The organism is Staphylococcus sp. Y174-1 (assembly GCF_049897865.1).
Taxonomy (GTDB): domain Bacteria; phylum Bacillota; class Bacilli; order Staphylococcales; family Staphylococcaceae; genus Staphylococcus; species Staphylococcus saprophyticus.
On sequence record NZ_JAFCXB010000001.1, the window covers coordinates 664,317 to 689,141 of the forward strand.

General features: G+C 33.3%; 22 protein-coding genes. All 22 read right to left on the minus strand.

Features of this window, described 5'->3' with window-relative positions; translation table 11 throughout:
* The 22 genes from ACP7BT_RS03285 to bshC all read right to left on the minus strand — a co-directional run bounded on the left by ACP7BT_RS03285 (position 1) and on the right by bshC (position 24,610).
* A complete protein-coding gene (locus tag ACP7BT_RS03285; RefSeq protein WP_002483529.1) occupies positions 1-1,308 on the minus strand; it encodes a uracil-xanthine permease family protein in 1,308 nt (435 codons plus the stop codon).
* 273 nt (positions 1,309-1,581) lie between these two features.
* Entirely contained in the window at positions 1,582-2,109 is a 528-nt protein-coding gene (gene pyrR, locus ACP7BT_RS03290) for a bifunctional pyr operon transcriptional regulator/uracil phosphoribosyltransferase PyrR (protein WP_002483530.1), read from the minus strand.
* Between the two features lie 484 nt (positions 2,110-2,593).
* A complete protein-coding gene (locus ACP7BT_RS03295; RefSeq protein ID WP_002483531.1) occupies positions 2,594-3,511 on the minus strand; it encodes an RluA family pseudouridine synthase in 918 nt (305 codons plus the stop codon).
* Positions 3,512-3,523: 12 nt separating this feature from the next.
* Positions 3,524-4,000: a signal peptidase II gene (gene lspA / locus ACP7BT_RS03300; RefSeq protein WP_041080420.1), complete on the minus strand. Its 477-nt coding sequence runs from the start codon at positions 3,998-4,000 to the stop codon at positions 3,524-3,526.
* 194 nt (positions 4,001-4,194) lie between these two features.
* Positions 4,195-4,989, minus strand: a complete 795-nt coding sequence (locus tag ACP7BT_RS03305) for a VOC family protein (RefSeq protein ID WP_002483533.1) — start codon at positions 4,987-4,989, stop codon at positions 4,195-4,197.
* 251 nt (positions 4,990-5,240) lie between these two features.
* The gene (ileS, locus tag ACP7BT_RS03310; RefSeq protein WP_041080417.1) at positions 5,241-7,991 is read right to left on the minus strand and encodes an isoleucine--tRNA ligase; all 2,751 of its coding nucleotides are present in this window, start codon (positions 7,989-7,991) and stop codon (positions 5,241-5,243) included.
* A 242-nt stretch (positions 7,992-8,233) separates the two neighbouring features.
* Entirely contained in the window at positions 8,234-8,836 is a 603-nt protein-coding gene (locus ACP7BT_RS03315) for a DivIVA domain-containing protein (protein ID WP_041080416.1), read from the minus strand.
* A gap of 139 nt (positions 8,837-8,975) precedes the next feature.
* Positions 8,976-9,806 (minus strand): RNA-binding protein, encoded by an 831-nt coding sequence (locus ACP7BT_RS03320; protein WP_052463700.1) that lies wholly within the window; start codon positions 9,804-9,806, stop codon positions 8,976-8,978.
* A gap of 56 nt (positions 9,807-9,862) precedes the next feature.
* Positions 9,863-10,153, minus strand: a complete 291-nt coding sequence (locus ACP7BT_RS03325; RefSeq protein ID WP_002483537.1) for a YggT family protein — start codon at positions 10,151-10,153, stop codon at positions 9,863-9,865.
* Between the two features lie 13 nt (positions 10,154-10,166).
* The gene (locus tag ACP7BT_RS03330) at positions 10,167-10,772 is read right to left on the minus strand and encodes a cell division protein SepF (RefSeq protein WP_041080414.1); all 606 of its coding nucleotides are present in this window, start codon (positions 10,770-10,772) and stop codon (positions 10,167-10,169) included.
* Between the two features lie 5 nt (positions 10,773-10,777).
* Positions 10,778-11,452: a YggS family pyridoxal phosphate-dependent enzyme gene (locus ACP7BT_RS03335; RefSeq protein ID WP_041080413.1), complete on the minus strand. Its 675-nt coding sequence runs from the start codon at positions 11,450-11,452 to the stop codon at positions 10,778-10,780.
* Between the two features lie 17 nt (positions 11,453-11,469).
* Positions 11,470-12,258, minus strand: coding sequence for a peptidoglycan editing factor PgeF (pgeF, locus tag ACP7BT_RS03340; RefSeq protein WP_041080412.1), 789 nt, complete (start codon positions 12,256-12,258; stop codon positions 11,470-11,472).
* Between the two features lie 435 nt (positions 12,259-12,693).
* Positions 12,694-13,866 carry a cell division protein FtsZ gene (gene ftsZ / locus ACP7BT_RS03345; protein ID WP_002483541.1) on the minus strand — a complete coding sequence of 391 codons (1,173 nt, stop codon included), beginning with the start codon at positions 13,864-13,866 and terminating at the stop codon, positions 12,694-12,696.
* Positions 13,867-13,895: 29 nt separating this feature from the next.
* Positions 13,896-15,326, minus strand: a complete 1,431-nt coding sequence (ftsA, locus tag ACP7BT_RS03350; RefSeq protein WP_037538572.1) for a cell division protein FtsA — start codon at positions 15,324-15,326, stop codon at positions 13,896-13,898.
* A gap of 104 nt (positions 15,327-15,430) precedes the next feature.
* Positions 15,431-16,318: a cell division protein FtsQ/DivIB gene (locus ACP7BT_RS03355; protein ID WP_002483543.1), complete on the minus strand. Its 888-nt coding sequence runs from the start codon at positions 16,316-16,318 to the stop codon at positions 15,431-15,433.
* 15 nt (positions 16,319-16,333) lie between these two features.
* Positions 16,334-17,683, minus strand: a complete 1,350-nt coding sequence (gene murD, locus ACP7BT_RS03360) for a UDP-N-acetylmuramoyl-L-alanine--D-glutamate ligase (protein WP_002483544.1) — start codon at positions 17,681-17,683, stop codon at positions 16,334-16,336.
* 1 nt (position 17,684) lies between these two features.
* Positions 17,685-18,650, minus strand: coding sequence for a phospho-N-acetylmuramoyl-pentapeptide-transferase (gene mraY / locus ACP7BT_RS03365; RefSeq protein ID WP_041080411.1), 966 nt, complete (start codon positions 18,648-18,650; stop codon positions 17,685-17,687).
* Between the two features lie 193 nt (positions 18,651-18,843).
* Positions 18,844-21,078, minus strand: coding sequence for a penicillin-binding protein (locus ACP7BT_RS03370; RefSeq protein WP_041080410.1), 2,235 nt, complete (start codon positions 21,076-21,078; stop codon positions 18,844-18,846).
* Positions 21,059-21,451 (minus strand): cell division protein FtsL, encoded by a 393-nt coding sequence (ftsL, locus tag ACP7BT_RS03375; RefSeq protein ID WP_037538581.1) that lies wholly within the window; start codon positions 21,449-21,451, stop codon positions 21,059-21,061. Before ftsL ends, ACP7BT_RS03370 begins: the two co-directional genes overlap by 20 nt.
* 14 nt (positions 21,452-21,465) lie before the next feature.
* Positions 21,466-22,401, minus strand: a complete 936-nt coding sequence (rsmH, locus tag ACP7BT_RS03380; protein ID WP_041080408.1) for a 16S rRNA (cytosine(1402)-N(4))-methyltransferase RsmH — start codon at positions 22,399-22,401, stop codon at positions 21,466-21,468.
* A 14-nt stretch (positions 22,402-22,415) separates the two neighbouring features.
* Complete coding sequence (gene mraZ / locus ACP7BT_RS03385) at positions 22,416-22,847, minus strand: division/cell wall cluster transcriptional repressor MraZ (RefSeq protein ID WP_011303330.1); 432 nt, start codon at positions 22,845-22,847, stop codon at positions 22,416-22,418.
* Between the two features lie 149 nt (positions 22,848-22,996).
* Complete coding sequence (gene bshC, locus ACP7BT_RS03390; RefSeq protein ID WP_041080406.1) at positions 22,997-24,610, minus strand: bacillithiol biosynthesis cysteine-adding enzyme BshC; 1,614 nt, start codon at positions 24,608-24,610, stop codon at positions 22,997-22,999.
* Between the last annotated feature and the right edge of the window lie 215 nt (positions 24,611-24,825).

The following is a 24,825-nucleotide window of genomic DNA, read 5'->3' on the forward strand; positions in this document are numbered from 1 at the left end:
TTAATTATTGGTTGGTGCTGTTTTAGGTAAAATCAAGTTAAGTATAATACCTGCTAACGCTGCTAATGCCATACCTTCTATTTCTAAGTTAATCCCTAATCCATTTAAATTGAATACTAGATTGCCAATACCAATAACAAGTATGACCGATGCAATGACTAGGTTTCTATTGCTCGCAAAATCTACTTCACTTTCCACTAACATCCTCAAACCACTTGCTGCGATAATGCCAAATAACAGGATGGATACCCCACCCATGACTGGGGTTGGTATAGATGAAACCAGTGCTGTAAATTTCCCGACAAATCCTAAAATGATTGCAATGACTGCTGCACCACCAATCACATAAACACTATAAATTTTTGTGATTGCTAAAACGCCGATATTTTCACCATATGTTGTACTTGGAGGACCACCGATAATACTTGCAAACATCGTTGAAACACCATCACCAATGATTGATTTGTCTAAGCCTGGATCCTTGAAAAAATTACGTCCTACAATCTTATTGATAACCATTTGGTGCCCGATATGTTCACTTACCGTCACAAATACAATAGGTATCAAGACGAGTATGAGTCCTAGATGAAACGAAGGTGTATAATCTTTAAATGGTATGTAGACTTCTGGAAACTGTAGCCATTTCGCTTTAGCAATCGGTGCAAAGTTGACTAATCCCATACAAGCCGAAACGATGTAACCTGTTATGATTCCTATTAGAACAGGAATGAGTGATAAGAATCCTTTAAAATAACCTTGAACAATGATTGTTACTAATAACGTAATCATAGCTACAATCAAGTAACTTAAGTTGTAACCTTTCATGTCCCCTGAGTTCTCAAACATGGCCATATTAACTGCTGTTGGTGCTAAACTCAATCCTATGACCATAATCACTGGTCCTACAACAACAGGTGGCAAAAGATGCATAAGCCAGCCCGTACCACTCAATCTAATTGCTAAGCCTATTAATACGTACATCACGCCGCTCATAAAGAGTGCCATCAGCATATCACCAAGGCTATGAGAATTTAACCCTGTTATAATCGGTGTGATAAATGCAAAGCTCGATCCTAAATATGCTGGTATCTTAGCTTTTGTTATTAGGATATAAAGCAATGTTCCTATACCTGATGCTAAAAGCGCTGATGATATGGGTAATCCAGTTAAAAATGGTACAAGTACGGTCGAACCAAACATTGCGAATAAATGCTGTGTACTTAAAAATGCCCACTGTCCAATTTTTGGTTTATCTTGTACATCTAATACTGGCTTGACTGTCCGTTCAAACATTGTTTCATTTTCCATGGTTATGCTTCCTCTCATAAAAAAATCTCTTTACATTAAATTCATGTAAAGAGACTAAAAAGTATATTATCTAATTTACTCATGCACATATAAAAAGTTATGTAACTTCTATAATATTAATGTGCTTTAAAAATAAAGTTAGATAATTGAAGAGGTTGTTTCATTAATTGTTTAATTTATAAACGGATGTATTACAATAAAACATTTATCGATATTATTGCATCCGTTTAACCCTCTTCCCTTTTTCAGTCTCTCGTACCGAATTAAAAGGTGTTATTCAATTACAACTGCATTTCTTTCATCTATTTCTTCTAAATATACTGAAACATCTTCTTCCTTGGCTGTCGGGATATTTTTACCTACAAAGTCAGCTCTTATTGGTAACTCTCTATGCCCTCTATCTACTAGTGTCGCTAGCCCAATCTTCTTCGGCCTAGCATACTGTAACACTGCATCTAGTGACGCTCTTACAGTTCTACCAGTATATAAGACATCATCGATAATAATGACTACTTGATTAGTAATGTTTACATCAATTTCATATGATCTTTCATCTACTTGATTTATCGTTTGTTTCAAATCATCTCTAAATTGTGTTATATCGATTGTACCTGTAGGCACAGCAATTTCATCAATTTGCTCAATTTTTTGTTGAATTCTTCTTGCTAAAAATGCGCCACGTGTCTTAATACCTAATAAGATTAAATTATCAGTACCTTTATTATATTCTAAAATTTCGTGTGCAATACGTGTCACAGTACGTTGAATTGCCGCTTCATCCATAATAATGCGTTCTGACATCTTAGGCACCTACCTTTTAAAATGATGATGATATAAAGAAAACCTCATGTCTTTATTAAGACATGAGGTTTGTTAAAGTGTATGACAAACGTATAAGAGACATATGCTTTCTTATCCAAGCTGATTTCTCTTTACAGTGTTTTTACTAACGACTGTATCTTCCGTTGCGTTATATGATACTAACTACAACAGGTATTTTTCTCAAATGAGAAAAATATTGTTTGTCTACCTTTAATAAATACATGTCTTCGAAGCCTCTCTGGACTTACAATTAAAGACGTACGCTCTTTATTAAACTGTCACCATACTACCATGAAACGCATTCACTTGCAAGCCACTTAAGAAATAAACACAGTAGTGAGACAGAAAACGGTATGCTTGTTTCAATTTAAAATGTGTATCTTTAGTGGAAATGACAGTGTGATTAATTAAAAATTAGGCACTATGAATGTTTAATAATCCATTTTATAAAATTTTATCATTTTTATTTATCACTTCTACGTAATTCTGATAATAACTGTTCAAAATCTTCAGGTAATGCAGTTGATTTTTCAATATACTCATGTGTAACTGGATGTTCAAAGCCAATAATTCCAGCGTGTAGCGCTTGGCCACCTATATCTAATGTTTTTTTAGGGCCATATTTGGGGTCACCAACTAATGGATAACCAATATATTTCATATGCACACGGATTTGGTGGGTACGTCCGGTTTCTAATTGACACTCTATTAATGTGTATTTATTAAAATGTTCTAAAACATTAAAATGTGTAACCGCCTCTTTACCATCATCCACAACATCCATAGATTGACGATCGTTTTTATTTCTACCAATCGGCGCATCAACAGTACCATAATCATGAGGAATATTACCATGTACCAAAGCGACATATTTACGTGTCACGGTTTTATTAACGAGTTGATCAACTAAACTACGATGTGCCACATCATTTTTAGCAACCATGAGTAAGCCTGAGGTATCTTTATCAATACGATGTACAATACCTGGACGTATTTCACCATTAATACCTGATAAATTTTTCATTTGATACATTAGACCATTCACTAATGTACCGGTATAATGACCTGCAGATGGATGCACAACCATACCTTTAGGTTTATATACAATCGCTACATCATCATCTTCATAATAAATATCTAAATTTAAATTTTCTGGTTGAATATCCGCTTCAACGGTTTCTTTTTCGGTTACAACAATGTGATCATTCATTTTTGTCTTATAATTAGATTTAATGACCTGATCGTTTACTTTTACTAGAGAAGCTTTAATCCAGTCTTGAATTTGTGTACGTGACCACTCCGAATGATATTCAGGTAGTAATTTATCGATACGTTGGCCTGTATCTTCTGGATTTTCAATCTTAAACTCATGTATATCCATACAATATCTCTCCTATTCTTCTTTCTTCATATCTGTTAGCAAAGCGATAATAATTAATAAAACGCCTATCGTTAAACTTGAGTCAGCTACATTAAATATTGGAAAATTATATCCAAAGATATATGTATCTACAAAGTCTACAACTTCTCCATGTAACACACGATCGATGAAGTTCCCTAATGCACCAGCAAACAATAAACTAATTGCGATTTGCATCAATAAATTGTTTTTCGCTTCTTTAATATAAAATACGATGAGTACAACCAGTATAATGATTGTGATAATAAAGAAAAAACTCATCTTTCCACTTAAAATTCCCCAAGCTGCACCATCATTACGATGCGAAGTTATATTTAAAAAGTTGGGAATAACTTCAAATGAATCTCCCACTTTCATTGAACTAGCAATAATAAATTTTGTGATTTGATCTAATACTAATATAATGATTATTATGAATAAAGAAATACCAATATAGTACTGACGTTTCATGTCCGTACCTCCTATTCTACGTTCAGTCGCTTTTACAACAACTCTCATTATATCCTACTCAAACTTATAAAAAAAGTTACAGTTTCATTATCTGTAAAAAAACTACATTTCCTATACGAAATTTTGACGTTTAAAATTATACCGATGCAATCAGGAAATTTCTAACTATGCTTTTCATTTTTTATTTCGCTTCTTTATATCACTTTGTAGAAATTGAATCTAAATTGAATCCCATCGGGTCCAGTTAAGCGTTTATGAGTCGATTCAGGATAATGGTAATCTACACAAGCCAAACCATAGGTACGTTCATTTTCAATACGTTTGATACTAGAGTACCAATTATTCACAACGATATGCTGATGATAACCATTTGATGATAAATATACTGAATGATTGGTTTCTAAAGCGGATGGTTCTAAACCAAAAAATCGCTTGTAATATAATTTAATACGTTTTAACTCTATTGTCTTTAGATTAATATAACCAATAATACTTTCATCTGGAATGCCTTGCCACTTTTCATTTGATACATAAGTCAATAGATGTGGCACATTAATCGGTTGGGTCTCTAATACAACTTGTCCATTTTCAAAAGACCAATCTTCCATTGGATTATCGACATAGAATTCAAGTCCATTGCCTTCAGGATCCTCTAGAAAAATTGAGGTAGCCGTTTCGTGTTCACCGCCGTTAACTGGAATTGTATATTCACTTAACTGTACAAGTAAATCTGCTAAGTCTGTCTTTGAAGGTAACTTTATAGCTAAATGAAATAAGCCAGCTTCCGATGTTAATGGCTCTCTCCCCATATTTATTTGATTTAATGTTAAAAAATGATTCATATTTCCTATTTCATAATGAACAATAGATAGTGATTCATTCACTACATTCAATCCTAATATGTCTTGATAAAAATGCTTCATTGATTCTTTATCTCTTACATTTAATGTGATGCCATTTACAAAATGCGCACTTTGATTATGAAACATGACAAACACCTTTCCAAATGCCAATTTCTTATTCATTAAAATGACACTTTACGTTTAATTTTTATCTATCTACCTATGCTAATTCATACGTCCTTCATTATTGATATTACTGTACATCCGCGCCATTAGCTTTTTATTTTCACTAAATTATAACAACAATTATTGCCATAAGAAAAGGTTACTTAATTTGCTTAATGCAAATATAAGTAACCTTTGAACTTATTGAATCATTTTTACTTACTTTCTAATTCTTATACAAGTGTTTTTACAACTGCTTGACAACGAGGACATAAGTTATCTAATTCACCTACTGAACCTAATTCCTCACTATAATTCCAACAACGTTCACATTTTTCTCCATGAGCATGTTCGATACGGATATCACCATGTTGATATGCAACACCGTCATCTACTTTATCGACAACTTCAGCTTGAGAAGTGATAAATAGTTGTTGTAAATCTTTGAATTGTTGTAAGAATGTCGTCGCATCGAAGTTTTCATTAGAGCCAATCACAACTTTTGCTTCGAGTGATTTACCGATTACTTTTTCATTACGTGCAACTTCTAATGCACGGTTAACATCATCACGTAAGTTCATAAATGTATTCCATCTATCAACAAACGCTTGATCAATTTCTACGCGCTCTGGCATATTTGTTAAATGTACACTCTCTTCTTCTACGTGTGGAATATGAGACCAAACTTCTTCAGCAGTATGAACTAAGATCGGTGCAAGTAGTTTTGTCATATCTACTACAATTTGGTATAACACCGTTTGCATGCTGCGACGTTTGTGTGAATCACGTTCTTCAATATATAGAATATCTTTACCATAATCTAGATAGAAATTACTTAATTCCACATTGATAAAGTTTTGAACTTCTTGGTAAATATCTAAATAATCATAGTTATCATAGTGATCTAATGTGTTTGCAGTAAATTCACGTAATCTATTTAATATATATTTATCTACTTCTAGTAAATCTTTTTCTGCGATAGCGTCTGTGGCAGGGTTATAATCACTCACATTTCCTAGCATAAATCTTAGCGTATTTCTAATCTTACGATATACATCAGAAGATTGTTTTAAGATTTCATCAGATATACGAACATCTGCTAAATAATCTACACTACTTACCCATAGACGTGCAATGTCTGCACCTTTTTGTTTAACGATTTGATCAGGAACAATCACATTTCCTAATGATTTACTCATTTTTTTACCTTCGCCATCCATGACAAAGCCATGAGAAAGTAACATTTTATATGGTGATTGTCCCCTTGTAGCTACAGAAGTTGTTATTGAAGAGTTAAACCAACCACGATACTGGTCACTACCTTCAAGATATAAATCTGCAGGATATGATAATTCTGGACGTGCCTCTAATACACCGCGGTGTGAAGAACCTGAATCAAACCATACATCCATGATATCCGTTTCTTTTGTGAATTCGCCGTTAGGGCTACCAGGATGTGTAAAACCTTCTGGCAGTAAATCTTTCGCTTCACGTTCAAACCAAATATTTGAACCATTTGCTTCAAATAAATCTGCAACATGGTTTACGGTCTCACTTGTCATGATGATGTCACCATTTTCTGCATAAAATACTGGTAATGGCACACCCCATACACGTTGGCGAGAAATAACCCATTCTCCACGATCACGAATCATATTATAGATACGTGTTTTACCCCAATCAACTTTGAATTGCGTATCGTCTATTGCACTTAAGATGTCCTCACGTACTTTATCAATAGAAGCAAACCATTGTGGTGTCGCTCTAAAGATCACTGGTTTCTTAGTACGCCAATCATGAGGGTAACTATGTGTAATAAATTCTAATTTTAATAATGAGCCATCTTCTTTTAATAAATCTGTGATTTCTTTGTTTGCTTTATCATAGAACATGCCTTCAAATTGACCTGCTTCATCAGTGAACACACCTTTATCATCAACAGGACTGATAACAGGTAAATTGTATTTTTGACCAACAATATAGTCATCTTCACCATGACCTGGTGCTGTGTGTACACAACCCGTACCTGCATCAGTAGTTACGTGTAACCCGTTGATAACTAATGATTCACGATCAAAGAATGGATGTTGCGCTTTAATGTACTCTAAGTCTTTACCTTTGAATTCTTTTTCTAATTCTAAAGTATCTTCGTCCCAATCTAGCGCTTCAGCCACATCACTCGCTAAATCTTTACCGATAATATATTTTTTGCCGTTAACATTATATTGACCATAAGTTAAATCTGGGTGTACTGTAATGGCAACATTTGAAGGTAAAGTCCATGGTGTTGTTGTCCAGATGATGAATTGTGCATCGTCATCTACAATACCTTTACCATCTATAACATCAAAAGCTACATAAATAGACGGTGAACGTTTATCTTGATATTCAATTTCAGCTTCAGCTAATGACGATTCACTTGATGGTGACCAATAAACAGGTTTTTTACCTTTATAAATTAATCCTTTGTCTGCCATTTCACCAAACAAACGAATTTGAGCTGCTTCATATTCAGGTTTAAGCGTAATGTATGGATTATTAAAATCACCTTTAACACCTAAACGTTTAAAATCTTTTTTCTGGTTGTCGATTTGTTCTAATGCAAATGCTTCACATTTTTTTCTAAATTCAGCGATTGATAGTTCTTTACGTTTAACGCCCTTTTTAGTCAATGCTTGTTCAATTGGAAGACCATGTGTATCCCAACCTGGAACGTATGGTGCATAGTAACCACGCATGGATTTATATCTCGTAATAATATCTTTAAGAATTTTATTTAAGGCATGGCCCATGTGTAAATTACCATTCGCATACGGTGGTCCATCATGTAAAATAAATGACGGATTACCTTCATTTTTATCTAATACTTTTTGATAAATATTTTTGGCATCCCATTCTTCTTGTATTTTTGGCTCTTTATTTGGCAAACCTCCACGCATTGGGAAATCTGTTTTTGGCATTAACAACGTATCTTTATAATCCATTTTCAATACACTCCTTCTTCCGATTTTCTAAGTTAGTTCATTTTATACAATAAAAGAACCCTAAGTTCAATTAACAGGGACGATATTGACCGCGTTACCACCCTGGTTAACTCAACTTAGAGTTCTCTCATTTATGTTATATAAGTTGTGACAACAGTGATATTAGAAACGCACATATGAAAGGCTCTCACTATTCCTAACTCGCTTTGATATGTGTTTCGTTTCAAACGTGTCTGTTATCCTTATGCTTTATTCGAATCATCATTTGATTGTGCAGTATTATCTGCTTCTGCTTTTGCTTTCATAGCTTTTTTTTCTTCAGTTAAATCCTTTTCATTCAAATGATTAATATTTTCTTGAGTCACTTGTTCAGAATCCAAATCATAATTTAATAAGTAATCCCAATCTTCACTTTTAAGTAAATCTAATTGTGCTTCAACTAGCATACGGAAACGCGATCTGAAAATTTTTGATTGACGTTTCATATCTTCTGTTTGGAAAGATAAGCGACGTGCTTTTTCCACACCATCATTAACAATTTTATCCGCTTCTGCTTTTGCTTTTGCTACTGTTGCTTCTGCTTCTTTTGTAGCAGCTGCTTTAGTTTCCTCACCAGCATGTTTTGCTTGAATTAAAGCATCACTTACGGATTGATGTACATCCTTGTAAGATTGAATATTTGTTTCTTTATCTTCAATGACTTTTTCTAACTGAGCTTTGTCTTCTTTTAGACGTTCAATTTCATTACTTAATTGTTCTAAATAGTCTTCAACTTCTTTAGGTTCAAACCCACTTTTTACTTGAGTAAATGTTTTGTTTTTTATTTCACTTGGTGTAAAAGGCATACATGATCCTCCTTCTATAATACACTATTATCAGCTTTGATTAAATAAGATAAATAGTGTTTTTCCTACAATATTCTTTTATAATATATCATTTAGTTAATTGTGCAAAGTGTTTATATTCGCTTTCATAAACTTCATATTATTTAAACAGCGTTTTATATGAAATGCGCATTTTATCTTTTTTTGTTTTACCACCAATATCAGTAATCATCGCTCTTCCAAATCCTTGGATAGACAACAAATCCCCACTATCTAGTTGGAAATCTGCAGCATCAATCACTGTATGGTTGACTTTAACACGCTTTTTATCAATAAGTTGCTTAGCTATCGAGCGTGATTTACGTACCATCTCTTTTAATACGACATCTAATCTTAAACCACTAACAGTCGTTTCAAAAGATTGCCAATGCTCTTTTGATTGTATCATATCTTTTATAGGAATAGAATTAAGTTTAACTGAAGCACCTTTGATTTTAGTTAATTCCAATATAATATAAGATTCTAATTGTTTTGTCAAAGTAAATTGAATTCGATCATCTACAACAATGTCACCTAGTTGATCTCTTTCAATACCTAAAGACATGATTGTACCCAATATGTGTTGGTGCTGTAATGTTACAAATTTTTGAGGATAATCTATTTCAATTAATACAATTTCAAATGCCTCTGCATCTGGTTGAAAATAACTTGGCGCAATCATCGCTCTTTTTCTTTCCGCGAATGGCCCACCATAAAATGTAACTTCTAAATCTTCAAAACTGCCAGCCACCACATTCATAATATACTGACCACGTGGATCTAAAAATGGCGTTAAAATAGGCGAATATTGATCATTAGCCCGATTACATTTATCTATAAGTTGATCTATTAATTCATGCTCTTCTTTTCTGAAATGCTGATATATATCTATGACGCTCACCCCAAATACATGACAAAGCACCTCGCGTCTATGAACGTAGGTGCTTATCATTTATTTTATACGCAGTTTTTTAAATTCACTCTAAATATTAATTATTGCTTTAATCATTACATTAATTTACTCAAAATAAGATTGAAGATACTTGCCAATCCACTTCTGAATAATACAAGTACAATGATGGCAACAATTGACGAAATATCAATCATTCCGAGCGGCGGAATAATCTTACGGAATTGTTCTAAAAATGGTTCATAAATTTTGGCTAAAAATTGACCAAATCTGTTTTCTCGTGCATTTGGAATCCACGACATAAAGAAATAAACAATCATTCCATAATAATAAATTTGAACCAAGAATAAAATAAAATTAAATATATTTGCTAATAAACCTATATCCATTTATTTTTAACCTCTATTCACCTTGGTATTCCATATTTTCTATTTGATCCGTGATACTGCCAGCAACTTCAACATTGTCTGGTGTACATAAGAATATATCTGATCCGACGCGTTGGATGTCTCCACCAATCGCATATACAGTACCACTTAAAAAGTCTATGATGCGTTTAGCTGATACTTTATCGATACGTTGTAAGTTAACTAATGTTGCACGACGATTTTTTAATTCGTCAGCTATATCTTGTGTATCTGAAAAAACACGTGGTTCAAATAAACACATTTTAGAACTTTCTTGTGTAAAATCATAATTTTCTTGCTCTTGATTATTCATATTCACAACGTTCCTAGCATTATTTTTTGATGTAGTGTTATTCATTTGATACTTCCTTTCACCCGATGATTGTTGTAATCTAGTTGACTGCTTTTTGGGCACGGATTGAATCGATCTCAGTCTTTCTGAATTCACATTTCTAGGTTGTTCTGTAAATTGATTTTGAGACTGCGCTTGTTGTTTAGGTTGTTGTCTTTCTTGTTGCTCATTTTCTTCTGGTGGTGCTTCTAATTCGTCATCTTCCTCTTCAACCACGAAAAATCCACTAAATAAATCTTTTAAAGCCACGGGGCTCACTCCTCTTTTCCTACAAGTTTAGTCCCAATTCTCACAAATGATGCACCTTCTTCAGCCGCTAAATGGAAATCATTACTCATTCCCATTGACAACTCAGTACATGGTGCATAATTTAAATTGAGCGCTTTAATTTCATCTCTTTTTAATTTTAATAATTGAAATAAACGTTTAATATATGACTCATCGTCAATTAATGGCGCCATAGTCATAAGTCCTATAATTTCTATATTTTCATATTGCTTTAATTCTTTTATAAATGTTTCTACTTCAGATAATGAAACACCTTGTTTCGATGATTCACCTGAAACATTGACTTGAACAAAACACTTAATTTTATGTTCAGCACGTTTATTGATTTCTTTTGCCAATTTTAACCGATCCAACGCGTGAAAATAATCTATTTCATTGATAACATCTTTAACTTTTCGTGTTTGCAATGAACCAATAAAGTGCATCACAACATCATCTGGTAAAGCTACTTTCTTTTGTTGAAAGCCTTCTAAACGATTTTCACCGAAATGTCTAATGCCAGCATTATATGCATCATTAGCTCGGTCTATTGTAACATACTTTGTCACTGCTATCACGTCTGGCTTCGTTGTAATATTACCTTTTTTACAATGTGCTTCAATTTTTTCATTTATTTTTTCTAAATTATATTGTACATCCAACTTTAAACACCTCTTCATTATTGACCAATAAATGCTAACATTCTACCTGTGTTCCCCTTTTCAACTCGATAGGAAAAGAACAAAGATAAATCTTCAGATGTCGCATAATTTGTTATATATATATTATCTTTGGGGACACCCGCATTTTCAAGTAATAATGCATTGGCGCGTTTTAAATCAATACCATGTCTGTCTGTGCCTCTAGTATCAATATATTGGTTGATATCAATGGGAAGCGTTTCAAATTTTGATTTAATATCATCATTAATTTCATATGATGTCGAAGTAGCAGGTCCAATAACAACATTTAAATCATTTAAGTCAAAATCAATATTTGAGATTAATGCATTCACGATTTGTCCAACCGTGCCTCTCCAACCAGCATGCGCCAGTCCAATAAAATGATGTTTTTCACTGTAAAAATATATTGGGACACAATCTGCATAGCACATTGTAAGTAATAGATTGGGTTCATAAGTATATAGTGCGTCTACACCATGCAATGCATCATTTAAGGCATCAATATTTGTTCCTTTATCGTTGCTAGTTACTTTAACAACTTTGTTTTCATGTGTTTGGATAGGGAAGACCCATTGTTCTCTTGGAAATCCAATAACTGTTGCAAGCATTTCTTGATGTTTCGTAATGTTTTGCTGAGAATCATCAATATATCTTGCCATATTAAACGCATTTTGAGGATATGGACTTAAACCGTCTTCTCTTGTTGTTATACCCAGTTTTACATTTATTAATTGTTTATCCTCATATTCCAAGATATGACGCTTTTTAATAAATTTATCTTGCATCACTACGAACCTCCATTAATTTATATTATTCAATTTTAATATTATGAATCAACATGCCCTTCCAAAATAATGGCTAGTTTCAACTTTCTGCTTATCTGAAAAACATTTGTCATTCACATTACAGACACACTTTAATTATAATAAAATATCTCTATTTATACTAGCATTTGTAAATCTATGAGTAGATCCATTTGTAATTAGAAGCCGAGACTCATTTTATTTTCTTTAAATTTGAAAAAGAAACAGTAAGAAAACGGATTAAATGAGCTAAAGCTCATGTATAAGAACTACTATTATTCATAAATGAAAAAGTAGTTCTATAAAGTAGTTCTATGGATAAGCGATACTTTATCATATCAGAAAAGAGCCTGAAGCATTGTTTATGCCTCAGACTCAACTTTTATTTATAATCATATATTACAAAAAGATTTTAAATTAACGTCTAGTTCTTCTTGAACGTCTTTCTTCTCTATTTCTAATAAAGCTTGGAATGTCATCTTCATTCGTAGTATGTGCTCTACCTTCACTAGCACTATCTGATGATTGAGACGCATTCGTTGTGTTTGAAGCGAATGTGTCTTCTTTAGTTGTATTGCTGCTTGTAGCACTGCTTCCAAATCCTGTGTTTGAAGCTTTGCGACCTTGTGATGAAGGTTTATCTTCAAAACCAGTTGCGATTACTGTTACAACAATTTCATCTTGTAGTTCAGGATTAATTACAGTACCAAATATCATATTAACATCTTCGTCAGCTGCATCTTGTACGATGTCTGCTGCTTCTTGAGCTTCGAATAATGATAATGATTCTCCACCTGTAATATTCATAAGCACACCTTGTGCACCAACGATTGAAGTTTCTAATAATGGTGATGAAATTGCTTTTTTAGCAGCTTCAACAGCACGATTTTCGCCAGAAGAAACACCGATACCCATTAATGCTGAACCTTGGTTAGACATAATTGTTTTAACGTCTGCAAAGTCAAGGTTAACTTCACCTGATACTGCGATTAAATCAGAAATACCTTGAACACCTTGGCGTAATACATTATCGGCTTCTTTAAATGCTTCCATCATAGGTGTTGATTTATCAACGATATCTAATAAACGGTCATTAGGAATAACAATTAATGTATCAACAGCAGCTTTCATAGCTTCTACACCTGCTGCAGCTTGAGTTTGACGCTTACGACCTTCAAAACCAAATGGACGTGTTACAACACCAACTGTTAACGCACCCATTTCTTTAGCAATTTTAGCTACTACAGGTGCTGCACCAGTACCTGTACCGCCACCCATACCAGCAGTTACGAATACCATATCTGCACCTTGGATTGCATCTTCGATTTGTTCACGTGATTCTTCAGCTGCTTTTTTACCAATTTCAGGGTTAGCGCCAGCGCCTAAACCACGAGTTAATTTTTCACCAATTTGGATTTTTGACTCAGCTTTAGATAAGTTTAAAGCTTGTCCATCCGTATTAATAGAAATAAACTCAACATTATTCATACCATGGTCAATCATACGGTTTACAGCGTTATTACCGCCGCCCCCTACACCGATGACTTTTAACGTCGCTAAATGATTAAATCCTTGTTCAAATTCTAACATTTATATTTCCTCCTAGTTTTAATGGCCAATCAATCGAATAGAGATTTCATAAGTTTTTTAAATTTACCTTCTTCTTTTTCCTGAGGTTTACGTTCTTCATCGTGGTCGACATTTACTTCATCGTCGTATACCTCTGGTTCTTCTTCATCAACAACAGGTTCTTTTGTTCGAGTTGATTCTGAAGAAGTAGCTTGAAGTTCATCATCTTGCTTGTTCGATTTTTTCTTGAACCAATCAAATCCGCTTGATTTTGTACTGTGTTCTCTTTCATCAGATTCGATGACTTCCTCTTCGAATTCTTCACTGTCATGATTACTAATTGTAACATAATCTAGCAATTCGTCGAAAGTAATGCTACTAGAAATTGTTGAAATTGCTGATGAGAATTCAGGCTTTCTAATTCCCATTTGTGATGGTGTATGAATTCTAACTTTCTCACTCACCATATCTTGCAACAATTCTTTGACTCCTAATAAATTAGCCGAACCACCAGTAACTACGAAACCGCCGTTTACTTTTGTAAGTCCTAAGTCTTGTAAAACCTCAAATACATTGAAGAAAATATCTTCAACTCGTGCTTCGATAATATCTGCTAAATCTTTTTGAGTAAATTGAACATCTTCTTCGCTATCTACTTGATCAACAGTAAAGATATCTTGATCCGATGCAGATTCAAAGAAAGCGTGTCCATATTGGTGTTTAACTTTTTCAGCAGTCTCAAATGAAGTATTTAACCCTTTGGCTATATCTTCAGTAATATCACGACCTGCCATTTCTAAAGCATCTGCATCAACTAATTCTCCACGTTCATAAAACGCAAGTTGTGTGATGTCTTCACCAATATCAATTACACAAGCACCTAATTCTTTTTCAGTAGCAGAAAGCACTGAGCCATAATTATATGCGTCAGAATAAACATCTAGTACATCTACTCCACAAGACTCAACACATTTAATCATATTAATTAAAATTGATTTTTGAATTGCGATGACGCCTGCTTCAACTTTCAAACTATGTCTTGCAATCAGTTCTTTCGGATCAGAAACTTCATTTTCGCCATCAACAACAAATTTAATTGGAAATGCGTTAATAATTTCAGTTTCTGGTACATCATTTTTGTCTCTAATACTTTCAAGCACACTTTCAATGTGCGTACCATTTAATTCAGTATCTTCATAAAATTCTATTTCATTAGACTCATCAAATACTTCTGTTCCGATTATTGGAAGTTTTAAAAAGACTTCCTTTATATCTACTCCTGAAGCAATAGAGGCTTTTTTGATTGTATCTTTTATCGCTTGTTTCGCAATATCGAAGTCATCAATAAGACCATTTTTAATCCCACTTGTGTAGGTCTGTCCTGTACCTATCACATTTATTCCGTTGTGAAATTTTTCGCCCACTATTGTTTTAACACTTGATGAACCGATATCTATACTTACATAATAATGCTCTTCCATAGATAGGCACCTCCTGACAATCACTTATTCAAGTTCACACTATTAACAGTTTACAATACGTTTTAACGCTTGTGAACTATAAACACATGTATTTGTCTAAATTTTTAATTATTTTCGTTTGACTTATCTGCAATTCTATTTAATGCACTTTGCAACTCATCTTTTGCTTCATTTTCTTCGCTTGTTTTTTTCTGTACATTTTGCTCACTCGTAGATTTTGTACTACCTCCATCACTATATGGAATAAATGATGCACCTACTGATAAATCAATATACCCTGATTTTTTCAAGTTACCAGATTCATCACGTTCTAAGGATTGCGACATTTGTGGATAATACTTCATTTTATTAGTAATTGTATTTAAATTACCTACTATTTGTATTTCATCTGTTGTAAATAATTTGATTTGGCTTTGCGCATTTTCTTGAGGATCGTATTTAATTTCTGCAATCATGCTTCTCACATTTGCTGGCATGCTTGATAATTCATGAATAATTTTTTCTTTTTTATCTTTTTCGAACCCTTCAAGAATTGGACCATCATCCGTCGCATTTCCATCATAATTCTTTAACTCTGATCCATCTTCTAAAATTGGCACATAATTATCTTTCTTTTGAACCATCGCAACGATTTGCTTTTCAGTCACTTTAACGGATAGTTTATTTGGAAAAACTTTTTTAACTTCTGCACTTTTGATAAGCTCATTGTCTTCTAAATTGTTTTTAGCTTTTGTAGTACTATACGTATACATTCGTGAACTGCTTTTTACATTAATAGCTTTATCTATCGTACTTTTAGAAACATTATCGTTTCCAGCTATCTTCACACTATTAACCTTGCTTAAGGGTGTAAACATATAAATCAAGATTAAAATGATGATGAATAACAAAACACCAAATATTGAATATTGAATTTGTTTCTGTCTTTTTCGTCGTTTTGCTCTTTTTTCTTTCAAATAATCCGAATCAAATTCTTTTACTTTATCAGCCATTCATTTTCACACCCTTTAAAAAGAAGGTAAATTTGCTTGGAAACTTTTAATGAACTTATTTCCTCGCTCTTCAAAAGTATTGTATTGATCCCAACTTGCGCAAGCCGGAGAAAGTAACACAACATCGTTTGGCTCTATAACTGACTGAATTTTATCAACAGCATCTTGCACGTCGTTTGCTGTAATTACATACTTTCCTTGACTTTCACCTAATTTGATAAATTTTTCTTTCGTTTCACCGAAAGCGACCATCATTCTGACATTTTTCATATGAGGAATTAATTCATCAAAATCATTTCCTCTATCTAAGCCACCACATAACCAAATTATTGGTTGTTTAAACGAATCCAATGCAAATTGTGTCGCAAGTGTATTCGTCGCTTTAGAGTCATTATAATATTTATTTGTTTTATTCGTGCCAATATATTGTAATCTATGCTCAATGCCAGAAAAAGAAGTCAAACTATCAATGATGGCTTTAACGGATATACCTGAAAGCAGCGCAGCCAATACAGCAGCAAGAATATTTTCTAAATTATGCTCTCCTGGTAATACTAAATCGTCTTTATGGATAATTCTAAAACCTTTGAAAACGATGTAGTCATCTTTAACATATATCCCATCAACTTCTTGTTGTGTTGAAAAATAATACGTTTTTGCTCTTAGTGTCTCTGATTCAATTAAATGGCGTTGATGATAATTACATATTAAATAATCATTTTCAGTTTGGTTTTTATAAATTTGCTTTTTGGCATTTTGATAATTGTCTAAAGTTTCATGATAGTCTAAATGCGCAGAATAGATATTTGTAATAATAGCAATGTGAGGTTTATATTGATCAATGCCTAATAACTGGAATGATGATAATTCAGTCACTAAGTAATCGTCAGCAGTCACTTCTTGTGCTACTTTAGAAGCCACATAGCCAATGTTACCAGACAATTTCCCAGTCACTCTACTTTTTTGGAACATATCTCCTATTAATGAAGTCACAGTTGTTTTACCATTTGTACCCGTTACACCTATAATTGGTGCTTCCGATATTAAGTAACTCAATTCAACTTCAGTTAAAATAGTTAAACCTTTTTCAACAGCCGCTTCTATCAAAGGTACTGTATAAGGAATCCCCGGATTTTTCACAATAATGGGATGACTATCCAGTAAAGACAATGGATGTTCTCCACCAATGACTTTAATACCCTCATTTTCTAAATCAATTGCATGTGCATCCTGACTTAAATCTTTACCATCATTCACAATCACATTTGCGCCAAGTTTATTTAATAATTTCGCTGCCTCATAGCCACTTTTTGCTAGTCCAATGACTAAAACATTTTTATTTTCTAATCCTCTATATTTAAGCATGTTAACTCACTCCAATCCATAAACCAATTAGTCCTGTAATTAGACCGACTGTCCAAAATACCGTTACTACTTTAGTTTCATTCCAACCGACAAGTTCGAAATGGTGATGTAAAGGTGACATTTTGAAAATACGTTTACCTGTTAATTTAAATGATGTTACTTGTATCATCACTGATAATGTTTCAGCTACGAATACAAATCCAATAAATATCAATGAAAGTTCTTGGTTTAACATAATAGAAATCGTAGCAAAGATACCACCTAAGGCTAAACTACCTGTGTCACCCATAAATACTTTTGCAGGGTTTAAGTTAAATGGTAAGAATCCTAATAATGCAAAAATCATGATAATACAGAATAAACCAATAGATGTTGCACCTTGGAAATAAGCCATAATTGCATACATAACGAAACCAATAATTGATAGTCCAGTTGCTAAACCATCTAAGCCATCTGTTAAATTAACTGCATTTGAAAAACCAACTTGCCAAAAAACTATGAAAATTACATACGCAATTGACAAAGGAATTTCAAAATTGATAAATGGTATATGAATTCCTGTTGAAAAGTCCGTTAAATTAAACACTTGGCTCAATATAAAGAATATAACTGCTATCGCGATTTGAGCTAAGAACTTTTGTTTACTAGTTAAGCCTTGGTTATTTTTCTTTACAACAATAATGTAATCATCTATAAAGCCAATCAAACCAAATCCAATTGTTACAAATAACAATAAAATAATAGGATTAGAATTATCTATAAAAATAATCGCTAAAATTGAAGTTATGATGATACTAATTAGGAAAGTGAGTCCCCCCATTGTTGGTGTACCTGTTTTTTTCATGTGACTCTGAGGACCTTCTTCTCGGATGCTTTGCCCAAATTTCATCCTTTTCAATGTCGGTATTAATACTGGGACTAATATAAATGTGATTAAAAGTGCGATGATTGCGAGTAGATAAACCATATTATGCTCCTTTATATACTTAATTAATTGGATTATGTCGTTATGCTGAGTGTTTAAAACTATGTATAGAGGTCATAGGCGAACATTCCACAGTGTTGACTCCACTTTAAAATATTCGCACTATTGTTTAAAACCTCAATTTAGTACAGCGGTATGCATGATAATATCAATGTAATACCGTATTCGTTATGTGCTATGAATCTTTACTATCTTTCGAATCTTTTTCACTATCTTGCTTCTCTGAGGACTGACCATCAATAGCTTCTGAAGATAAAGTTACTTCAATCTTATCATTTTTGCTTACTTTCTGACCTTTGGTTGTTGATTGTTGTGAAACAAATCCACTACCTTTAGTCGTTATCTTCACATTCGCAAGATTTTCAAATGCTACCACTTCTTCTTTTGTCCAACCTGACATATCTGGCATTGTTATATCGCCATCAGTGAGTAACAAGACTTTACTGTTTGGTAATACTTTTTTATTTGCAGTTACCGATTGTTTTGTAATTTTCTCACCGTCACCAATAACGATTGGTTCTAACGATTTGCTATTCATTTTATCTTGCGCTTTTTGAGTTTCTTGACCTTCAACTTCAGGCACTTCACTATATTTAACATCTGACTTGTCTTTAGATTCTTTATCTCCAACATTTAGATATTTCAATGTGTTTTCCATAATTGGTTTGAACGCCTTACTGACACCCATTTCGTATGCCTCTTGATCATTTTTTTGAGCTAAACTCATACCAGCATAAACAATCACTTCTGGATCATCTTTAGGTGCATCACCAATAAAGCTAACAAAATAAGGATTTTCTCCATTAACATAACCACCGTTATCTGAGTCAGCTACTTGTGCGGTACCTGTTTTACCAGCTACATCATAACCATCAATTTGATAATTTTTCGCGTGACTATCCTCACTATTAACTACTTTATCTAATTCAGTACGAACTTTTTTAGCAGTATCTTTAGTTATCGGTTTGCCTGCATATTCTTTCTTACCTTTGAAGAAAGTATCTTTGCTTACTGGATTTGAAATACTGTTAACATACCATGGTTTCAACATATTACCATCATTAAAGAATGCTGATTGTGCTCTTAGCATTTGCACTGGGGTAACTGTTGTAGATTGACCAAAGGCAGATGTTTTCTGTTGAGCTTCATTATCCCAAGCAATGCCGCCTGTAGCTTCACCGTCAAACATACCATTTGTCGACTTACCGAAACCAAATTTCTCGTACCAATCCTTCATTTTATCTGCACCTACTAAATCTTGCAAATGCATCATTAATGTATTTGAAGAATAAGTGAAACCAAGCGACATTGGGATTTTACCCCAACCCACTTTATTCCAGTCAGAAATTTTTGAACCCATTACTTCTCTTGGTTCAGCTGTATATTTTTTATCTGGATCAAATTTACCCTCTTGAATAGCTGCTGCTAAACCATATGATTTAAAAGTAGACCCCGGTTCATACGTATTTTGATACAAGTCGTTTGCCCATTTTTTACCAAAATCTTTACCAGTTTCAGGATTAAAAGTTGGTCTTTGGCTATACGCCAATATCTCTCCAGTATGTGCGTCCATCACTACTGCAAATAAATCTTTTGGTTTGTAATGTTCTACCATGCCATCCAATGCTTCTTCAACGAATACTTGAATATTCGAATCGAGTGTAAGATGAACATCATCACCGCGTTTAGGTGTTTGCTCTTTCTTAGTATTTGGCGCTATATATCCCCAAATATCATGAATATAAGATAATGCACCTTTTTGACCAGATAAATAACTATTAAAAACTTTCTCTACGCCCATAGCACCTTTTAATTCTCCATTGTCTGGATTCTTTTGTGCCATACCGATTAAATGAGACGCAAAGTTTCCATTAGGATAAAATCTTTCGGTTTCAGGATATAGTGTGATACCTGGAAGTTTCATTTTTTCTATTTTTTCTTTTTCTTGATAAGTCAAATCTGTACCTTTTTGACCAAATTCAACTTGGAAAGCTTTTTTATTATTTAATTTATCTTCAATTTCTTTAGCCGACATATCAACAACGGTAGCTAATTTTTTCGCAGTTTTCTTTTTGTCAGTTACATGTTTAGGTTTATCGCTACCTTCACTTGCTTTTTTATCAACAATTGCAACTACTTTATACCGTTCAACATCTTCAGCTAATACCTTGCCGTTTCGATCGTAAATTTTCCCTCGTTCTGGTTGTTCTTGGGTGTTTACTAAGTATTTCTCATTTGCCTTCATTATTAAGTCTTCACCAGAAGAATGTCCGGTCAACATAATATATGAATATCTTAAAACCAACGTAAAAAAGAGCAGTCCGAATCCAAGGATGAGTAGGACTGCCCCTATTTTACTTTGTTTTATTTGAAATTTGGGTTTTTTAAATCTAATTTTTCGCTTCGCCATTATTACGCACTACCTTTACATTGTCGTTCTTAAGGCTCATTCCTTCGTTTTTAGCCTTATCGTAAATGCGTTCATATGAAGAGTTCTTTTTAATTTCAGATTCTATTGCGCTGTTTTCACTTGATTGTTTTTCGATTTTTGTATCTAAATCTGCAATTTTTCCTCGAGTATCATACGCATCCATTTTTAAAGATAGCATATATATACTTATTAAAGCAATTACTGTTATTAGTCCTATGTATAACATCTTCTCAAACTTTGTAAGTTGAACTACTACCTTGCGTTTTACGGTTTTGGTCTGGGTCGACGGTGGCGACTCAGGTATTTGTGTCTCTATGTCGTTATAAGGTTGATATATCTTTTCTACTGCCACTCAACATTCACTCCTTATTTTAATATTTCTGCAACACGTAACTTCGCACTACGCGCTCGATTATTTTCTTCAAGATCTTCGTCAGTTGCGATAATAGGTTTACGGTTAACGCGTTTCAATTTAGGTGTGTATGCTTCAGGTATTACTGGTAATCCCCTTGGTACATCTGGCCCCTTTTCGTACTCTTGAAACATTTGTTTACATAACCGATCTTCCAATGAATGGAATGTGATGACTGAAATTCTACCATTCACTTTTACTGCATCAATTGCTTGTTCTAATGAATCTTCAAATGCCGATAATTCGTCATTTACAGCAATTCTAATTGCTTGGAATATTCTTTTAGCTGGATGTCCACCTTTACGTCTTGCTTTAGCTGGAATACCTTCTTTAATAACATCTACAAGTTCTAATGTCGTTTCGATTGGCTTTTGCTCTCTATTTTGTTCTATGCGTCGGGCAATTTGTTTAGAGAATTTTTCCTCGCCATAACGATGAAATATTCTGACTAATTTTTCGAATTCCCATTCATTTACTACTTCGAAAGCAGATAATGATTGTGTTTGATCCATACGCATGTCCAGTTTTGCATCATGATGGTAACTAAAACCTCGCTCAGGAACGTCCAGTTGCGGACTAGAAACACCAAGATCGTAATAAATACCATCTACTTTTTCAATATTCAGATCATTTAAAATTTCAGTTATTTTTCTAAAGTTGTTATGGACGAAGGTCACTTTATGTAAGTGTTCTTTCAATACTTCTTTTGCGTTTTCTATAGCTGTTGTATCTTGATCTATCGCAATAAGTCTACCTTCGTCTCCGAGTTGATTTAATAAATAGAGTGCGTGGCCTGCTCCACCTAATGTACAGTCGACATACACGCCATCTTCCTTAATATTTAAATAATCAATGGTCTCTTTAAGCATTACACTGACATGATGAAACAATTTAGCACCTCCATTTAAAAATCAAAATCAATTAAGTCTTCAGCAATATCTTCAAAACTTTCTTCAGATTCATCATAGAAACTGCTCCAAGTTTCTCTGTCCCAAATCTCAATGCGATTTGAAACCCCTATTACTGTACATTCCTTACTTAAGTTCGCGTATTGGCGTAAATTTTGTGGAATATTAATACGCCCTTGTTTATCTAACTCAACTTCAACAGCACCAGAGAAGAACATACGCATAAATTTACGTGCGTCTTTTTTAGTCATTGGTAATGTCTTCATCTTCTCTTCGATGACTTGCCATTCTTCTAAAGTGTAGCCAAACAAACATTTATCAAGGCCGCGAGTGATTATAAAACGCTCATTTAAGTCATAGCGAAACTTGGATGGAACGATCATACGTCCTTTTGTATCCAATTGGTGCTCGTATTCTCCCATGAACATTTATAATCACCTCACCTTCTCATATATATAATTTACCACATCTCACCACTATCCTCCACTAATTATACAGATTTAACTAATTTTTCTTAAAAAGCGTAAAAAAATACCCGATTCATCAATTTGATGAATCGGGTAAATCCCTTTCACATCTAGGGTTTAACAATAATATGATCAAATGTATAAGAAAGTGGGGGATAGGTGGAGGGACTGAACACATCTATCCCAAAATCGTTCATTATTTGAAGTGGATTCCAAATTCTTTCTTGCAATCCGCCCATCGGATGAAGTGTTTCACTTAATTCTTTAAAGTGCTTCATACTTATTTCATTTTCTCTTTCAATATTCAATAAATACCTATTAATTAGATACTCATATTGTTTTTGGTGTATATGATTGTTTTTCTCTACTAATAACTGGTTATCATTATTACCAGCAACTTCAGTTAGTAGTGATTGATACAATTTTTCTTGTTGCACCTTAATTTCTTCCACTTTATCAACAAATGTTTGAGATGCTTGCGCACGTATGAATTTTTCCTTATCTTTTTCAATGCCTTGTTCTATAATCGAACGCTGTTTTAATTGATATTGACTAAGTAATTTTTCAATTCGTGGATACAAGTAACTAATTCTTAATCGTGGTAATACAATTGGCATCGATACATCCAATGTATTAAAAACTTCACTCAGTTCCGTCCAATATTTAATTTCACTTGGACCACCAATAAAAGCAACTGTATTAAATAACCATTCTTCCATTATTGGTCGTGTGACTACGTTATTTGAAAAACGTTCTGGTTCAACTTCAAGTATTTGTAATAATTCCTCTTTAGTCATGTATTTATCTGATTTACTTAGGTAAAATTGATTATCTTTAAAAGTAAGTAACTGTCTCATGTTATCTTCATGTAAAAATAAATGTACATTCGTATCAGTCTGTATCATTTGTTCTAATCCACTAGCAATCGTGTTTTGTTGATTATTTCTAAATGATGCATCTACATCTTGATGATGTTCAATAATTTTTTGGATAAATGGTTGTTCTAATTTACGTAATTCAGTATTGTTTGCGTCAATCAATAATAAACCATATGCTTTAAACACTTCGTTCAACAACGCTTTAAACATATCCGTCCAGCTATCATACTGATCAATAATCTTCGTACACATTTCAATCAGTTGCTTAGAATGTGTTGTTTCATTCATTTCTTTAAAAAATAGTTTCAACGCGTCTTTTAATTGCGCTTTATCAGGATAATATGTTGAGACGCTTGCTTCAGGTGGCGTCATTGTATGATATTTTATTTTTTGTAATTTTGCATTTTGAGCATTATAGGCATAAGTATGATTTACTTCATCAAAATCATGATCTTCACCAGCAATCCAAAATACTGGTATTACATTTGTATTATAGTCTTTTGAGAGTTTTTCACTCATCGTTATAATAGAAAATATTTTATGAAAAGTATATAAAGGCCCACCAAACAATCCAGCTTGTTGTCCACCTATGATGACTTTTGCGCCTTCGCTTAATAATGAAATATTTTGCAATTGCTTCTCTGTTAATGTTAAGTCGCTCATGTAATTTTTAATAACTTGAGCTAATGCCACTTCTCTGCCATTATTCGGCATTGATAAACGTTCACTATAGCTCTTTTCTTGCATAGCATCAAAGTGATAAAACTGTCCTATTTTTGAATCACTATCTTTAATTTTAGAAATAAATTGATCTTTTTCATTAAGTTTTGTAATCATACAATCCATGCGTAATTCTCCTTATGATACTCTATTCCTAATTAGTATAAAGTTTATATACATCATTGACAATTTAACGGCTTATAATTTTCAAATTTTTAATAACCTATATAATAAGTACACACTTGGATCACTGCATTTTTCAAAAAACTTCAGTATCTATTTTTTATAAATATAAACAACTATACATATATGTTTAAACTATCGTTTTTGTGAAAAAACAA

Coding starts and splice junctions, on each gene's coding strand:
- ACP7BT_RS03285 (WP_002483529.1), bottom strand. CDS start 1,308: ATGGAAAATGAAACAATGTTTGAACGGACAGTCAAGCCAGTATTAGAT.
- pyrR (WP_002483530.1), bottom strand. CDS start 2,109: ATGTCAGAACGCATTATTATGGATGAAGCGGCAATTCAACGTACTGTG.
- ACP7BT_RS03295 (WP_002483531.1), bottom strand. CDS start 3,511: ATGGATATACATGAGTTTAAGATTGAAAATCCAGAAGATACAGGCCAA.
- lspA (WP_041080420.1), bottom strand. CDS start 4,000: ATGAAACGTCAGTACTATATTGGTATTTCTTTATTCATAATAATCATT.
- ACP7BT_RS03305 (WP_002483533.1), bottom strand. CDS start 4,989: ATGTTTCATAATCAAAGTGCGCATTTTGTAAATGGCATCACATTAAAT.
- ileS (WP_041080417.1), bottom strand. CDS start 7,991: ATGGATTATAAAGATACGTTGTTAATGCCAAAAACAGATTTCCCAATG.
- ACP7BT_RS03315 (WP_041080416.1), bottom strand. CDS start 8,836: ATGCCTTTTACACCAAGTGAAATAAAAAACAAAACATTTACTCAAGTA.
- ACP7BT_RS03320 (WP_052463700.1), bottom strand. CDS start 9,806: ATGATAAGCACCTACGTTCATAGACGCGAGGTGCTTTGTCATGTATTT.
- ACP7BT_RS03325 (WP_002483537.1), bottom strand. CDS start 10,153: ATGGATATAGGTTTATTAGCAAATATATTTAATTTTATTTTATTCTTG.
- pgeF (WP_041080412.1), bottom strand. CDS start 12,258: ATGCAAGATAAATTTATTAAAAAGCGTCATATCTTGGAATATGAGGAT.
- ftsZ (WP_002483541.1), bottom strand. CDS start 13,866: ATGTTAGAATTTGAACAAGGATTTAATCATTTAGCGACGTTAAAAGTC.
- ftsA (WP_037538572.1), bottom strand. CDS start 15,326: ATGGAAGAGCATTATTATGTAAGTATAGATATCGGTTCATCAAGTGTT.
- ACP7BT_RS03355 (WP_002483543.1), bottom strand. CDS start 16,318: ATGGCTGATAAAGTAAAAGAATTTGATTCGGATTATTTGAAAGAAAAA.
- murD (WP_002483544.1), bottom strand. CDS start 17,683: ATGCTTAAATATAGAGGATTAGAAAATAAAAATGTTTTAGTCATTGGA.
- mraY (WP_041080411.1), bottom strand. CDS start 18,650: ATGGTTTATCTACTCGCAATCATCGCACTTTTAATCACATTTATATTA.
- ACP7BT_RS03370 (WP_041080410.1), bottom strand. CDS start 21,078: ATGGCGAAGCGAAAAATTAGATTTAAAAAACCCAAATTTCAAATAAAA.
- mraZ (WP_011303330.1), bottom strand. CDS start 22,847: ATGTTCATGGGAGAATACGAGCACCAATTGGATACAAAAGGACGTATG.
- bshC (WP_041080406.1), bottom strand. CDS start 24,610: ATGGATTGTATGATTACAAAACTTAATGAAAAAGATCAATTTATTTCT.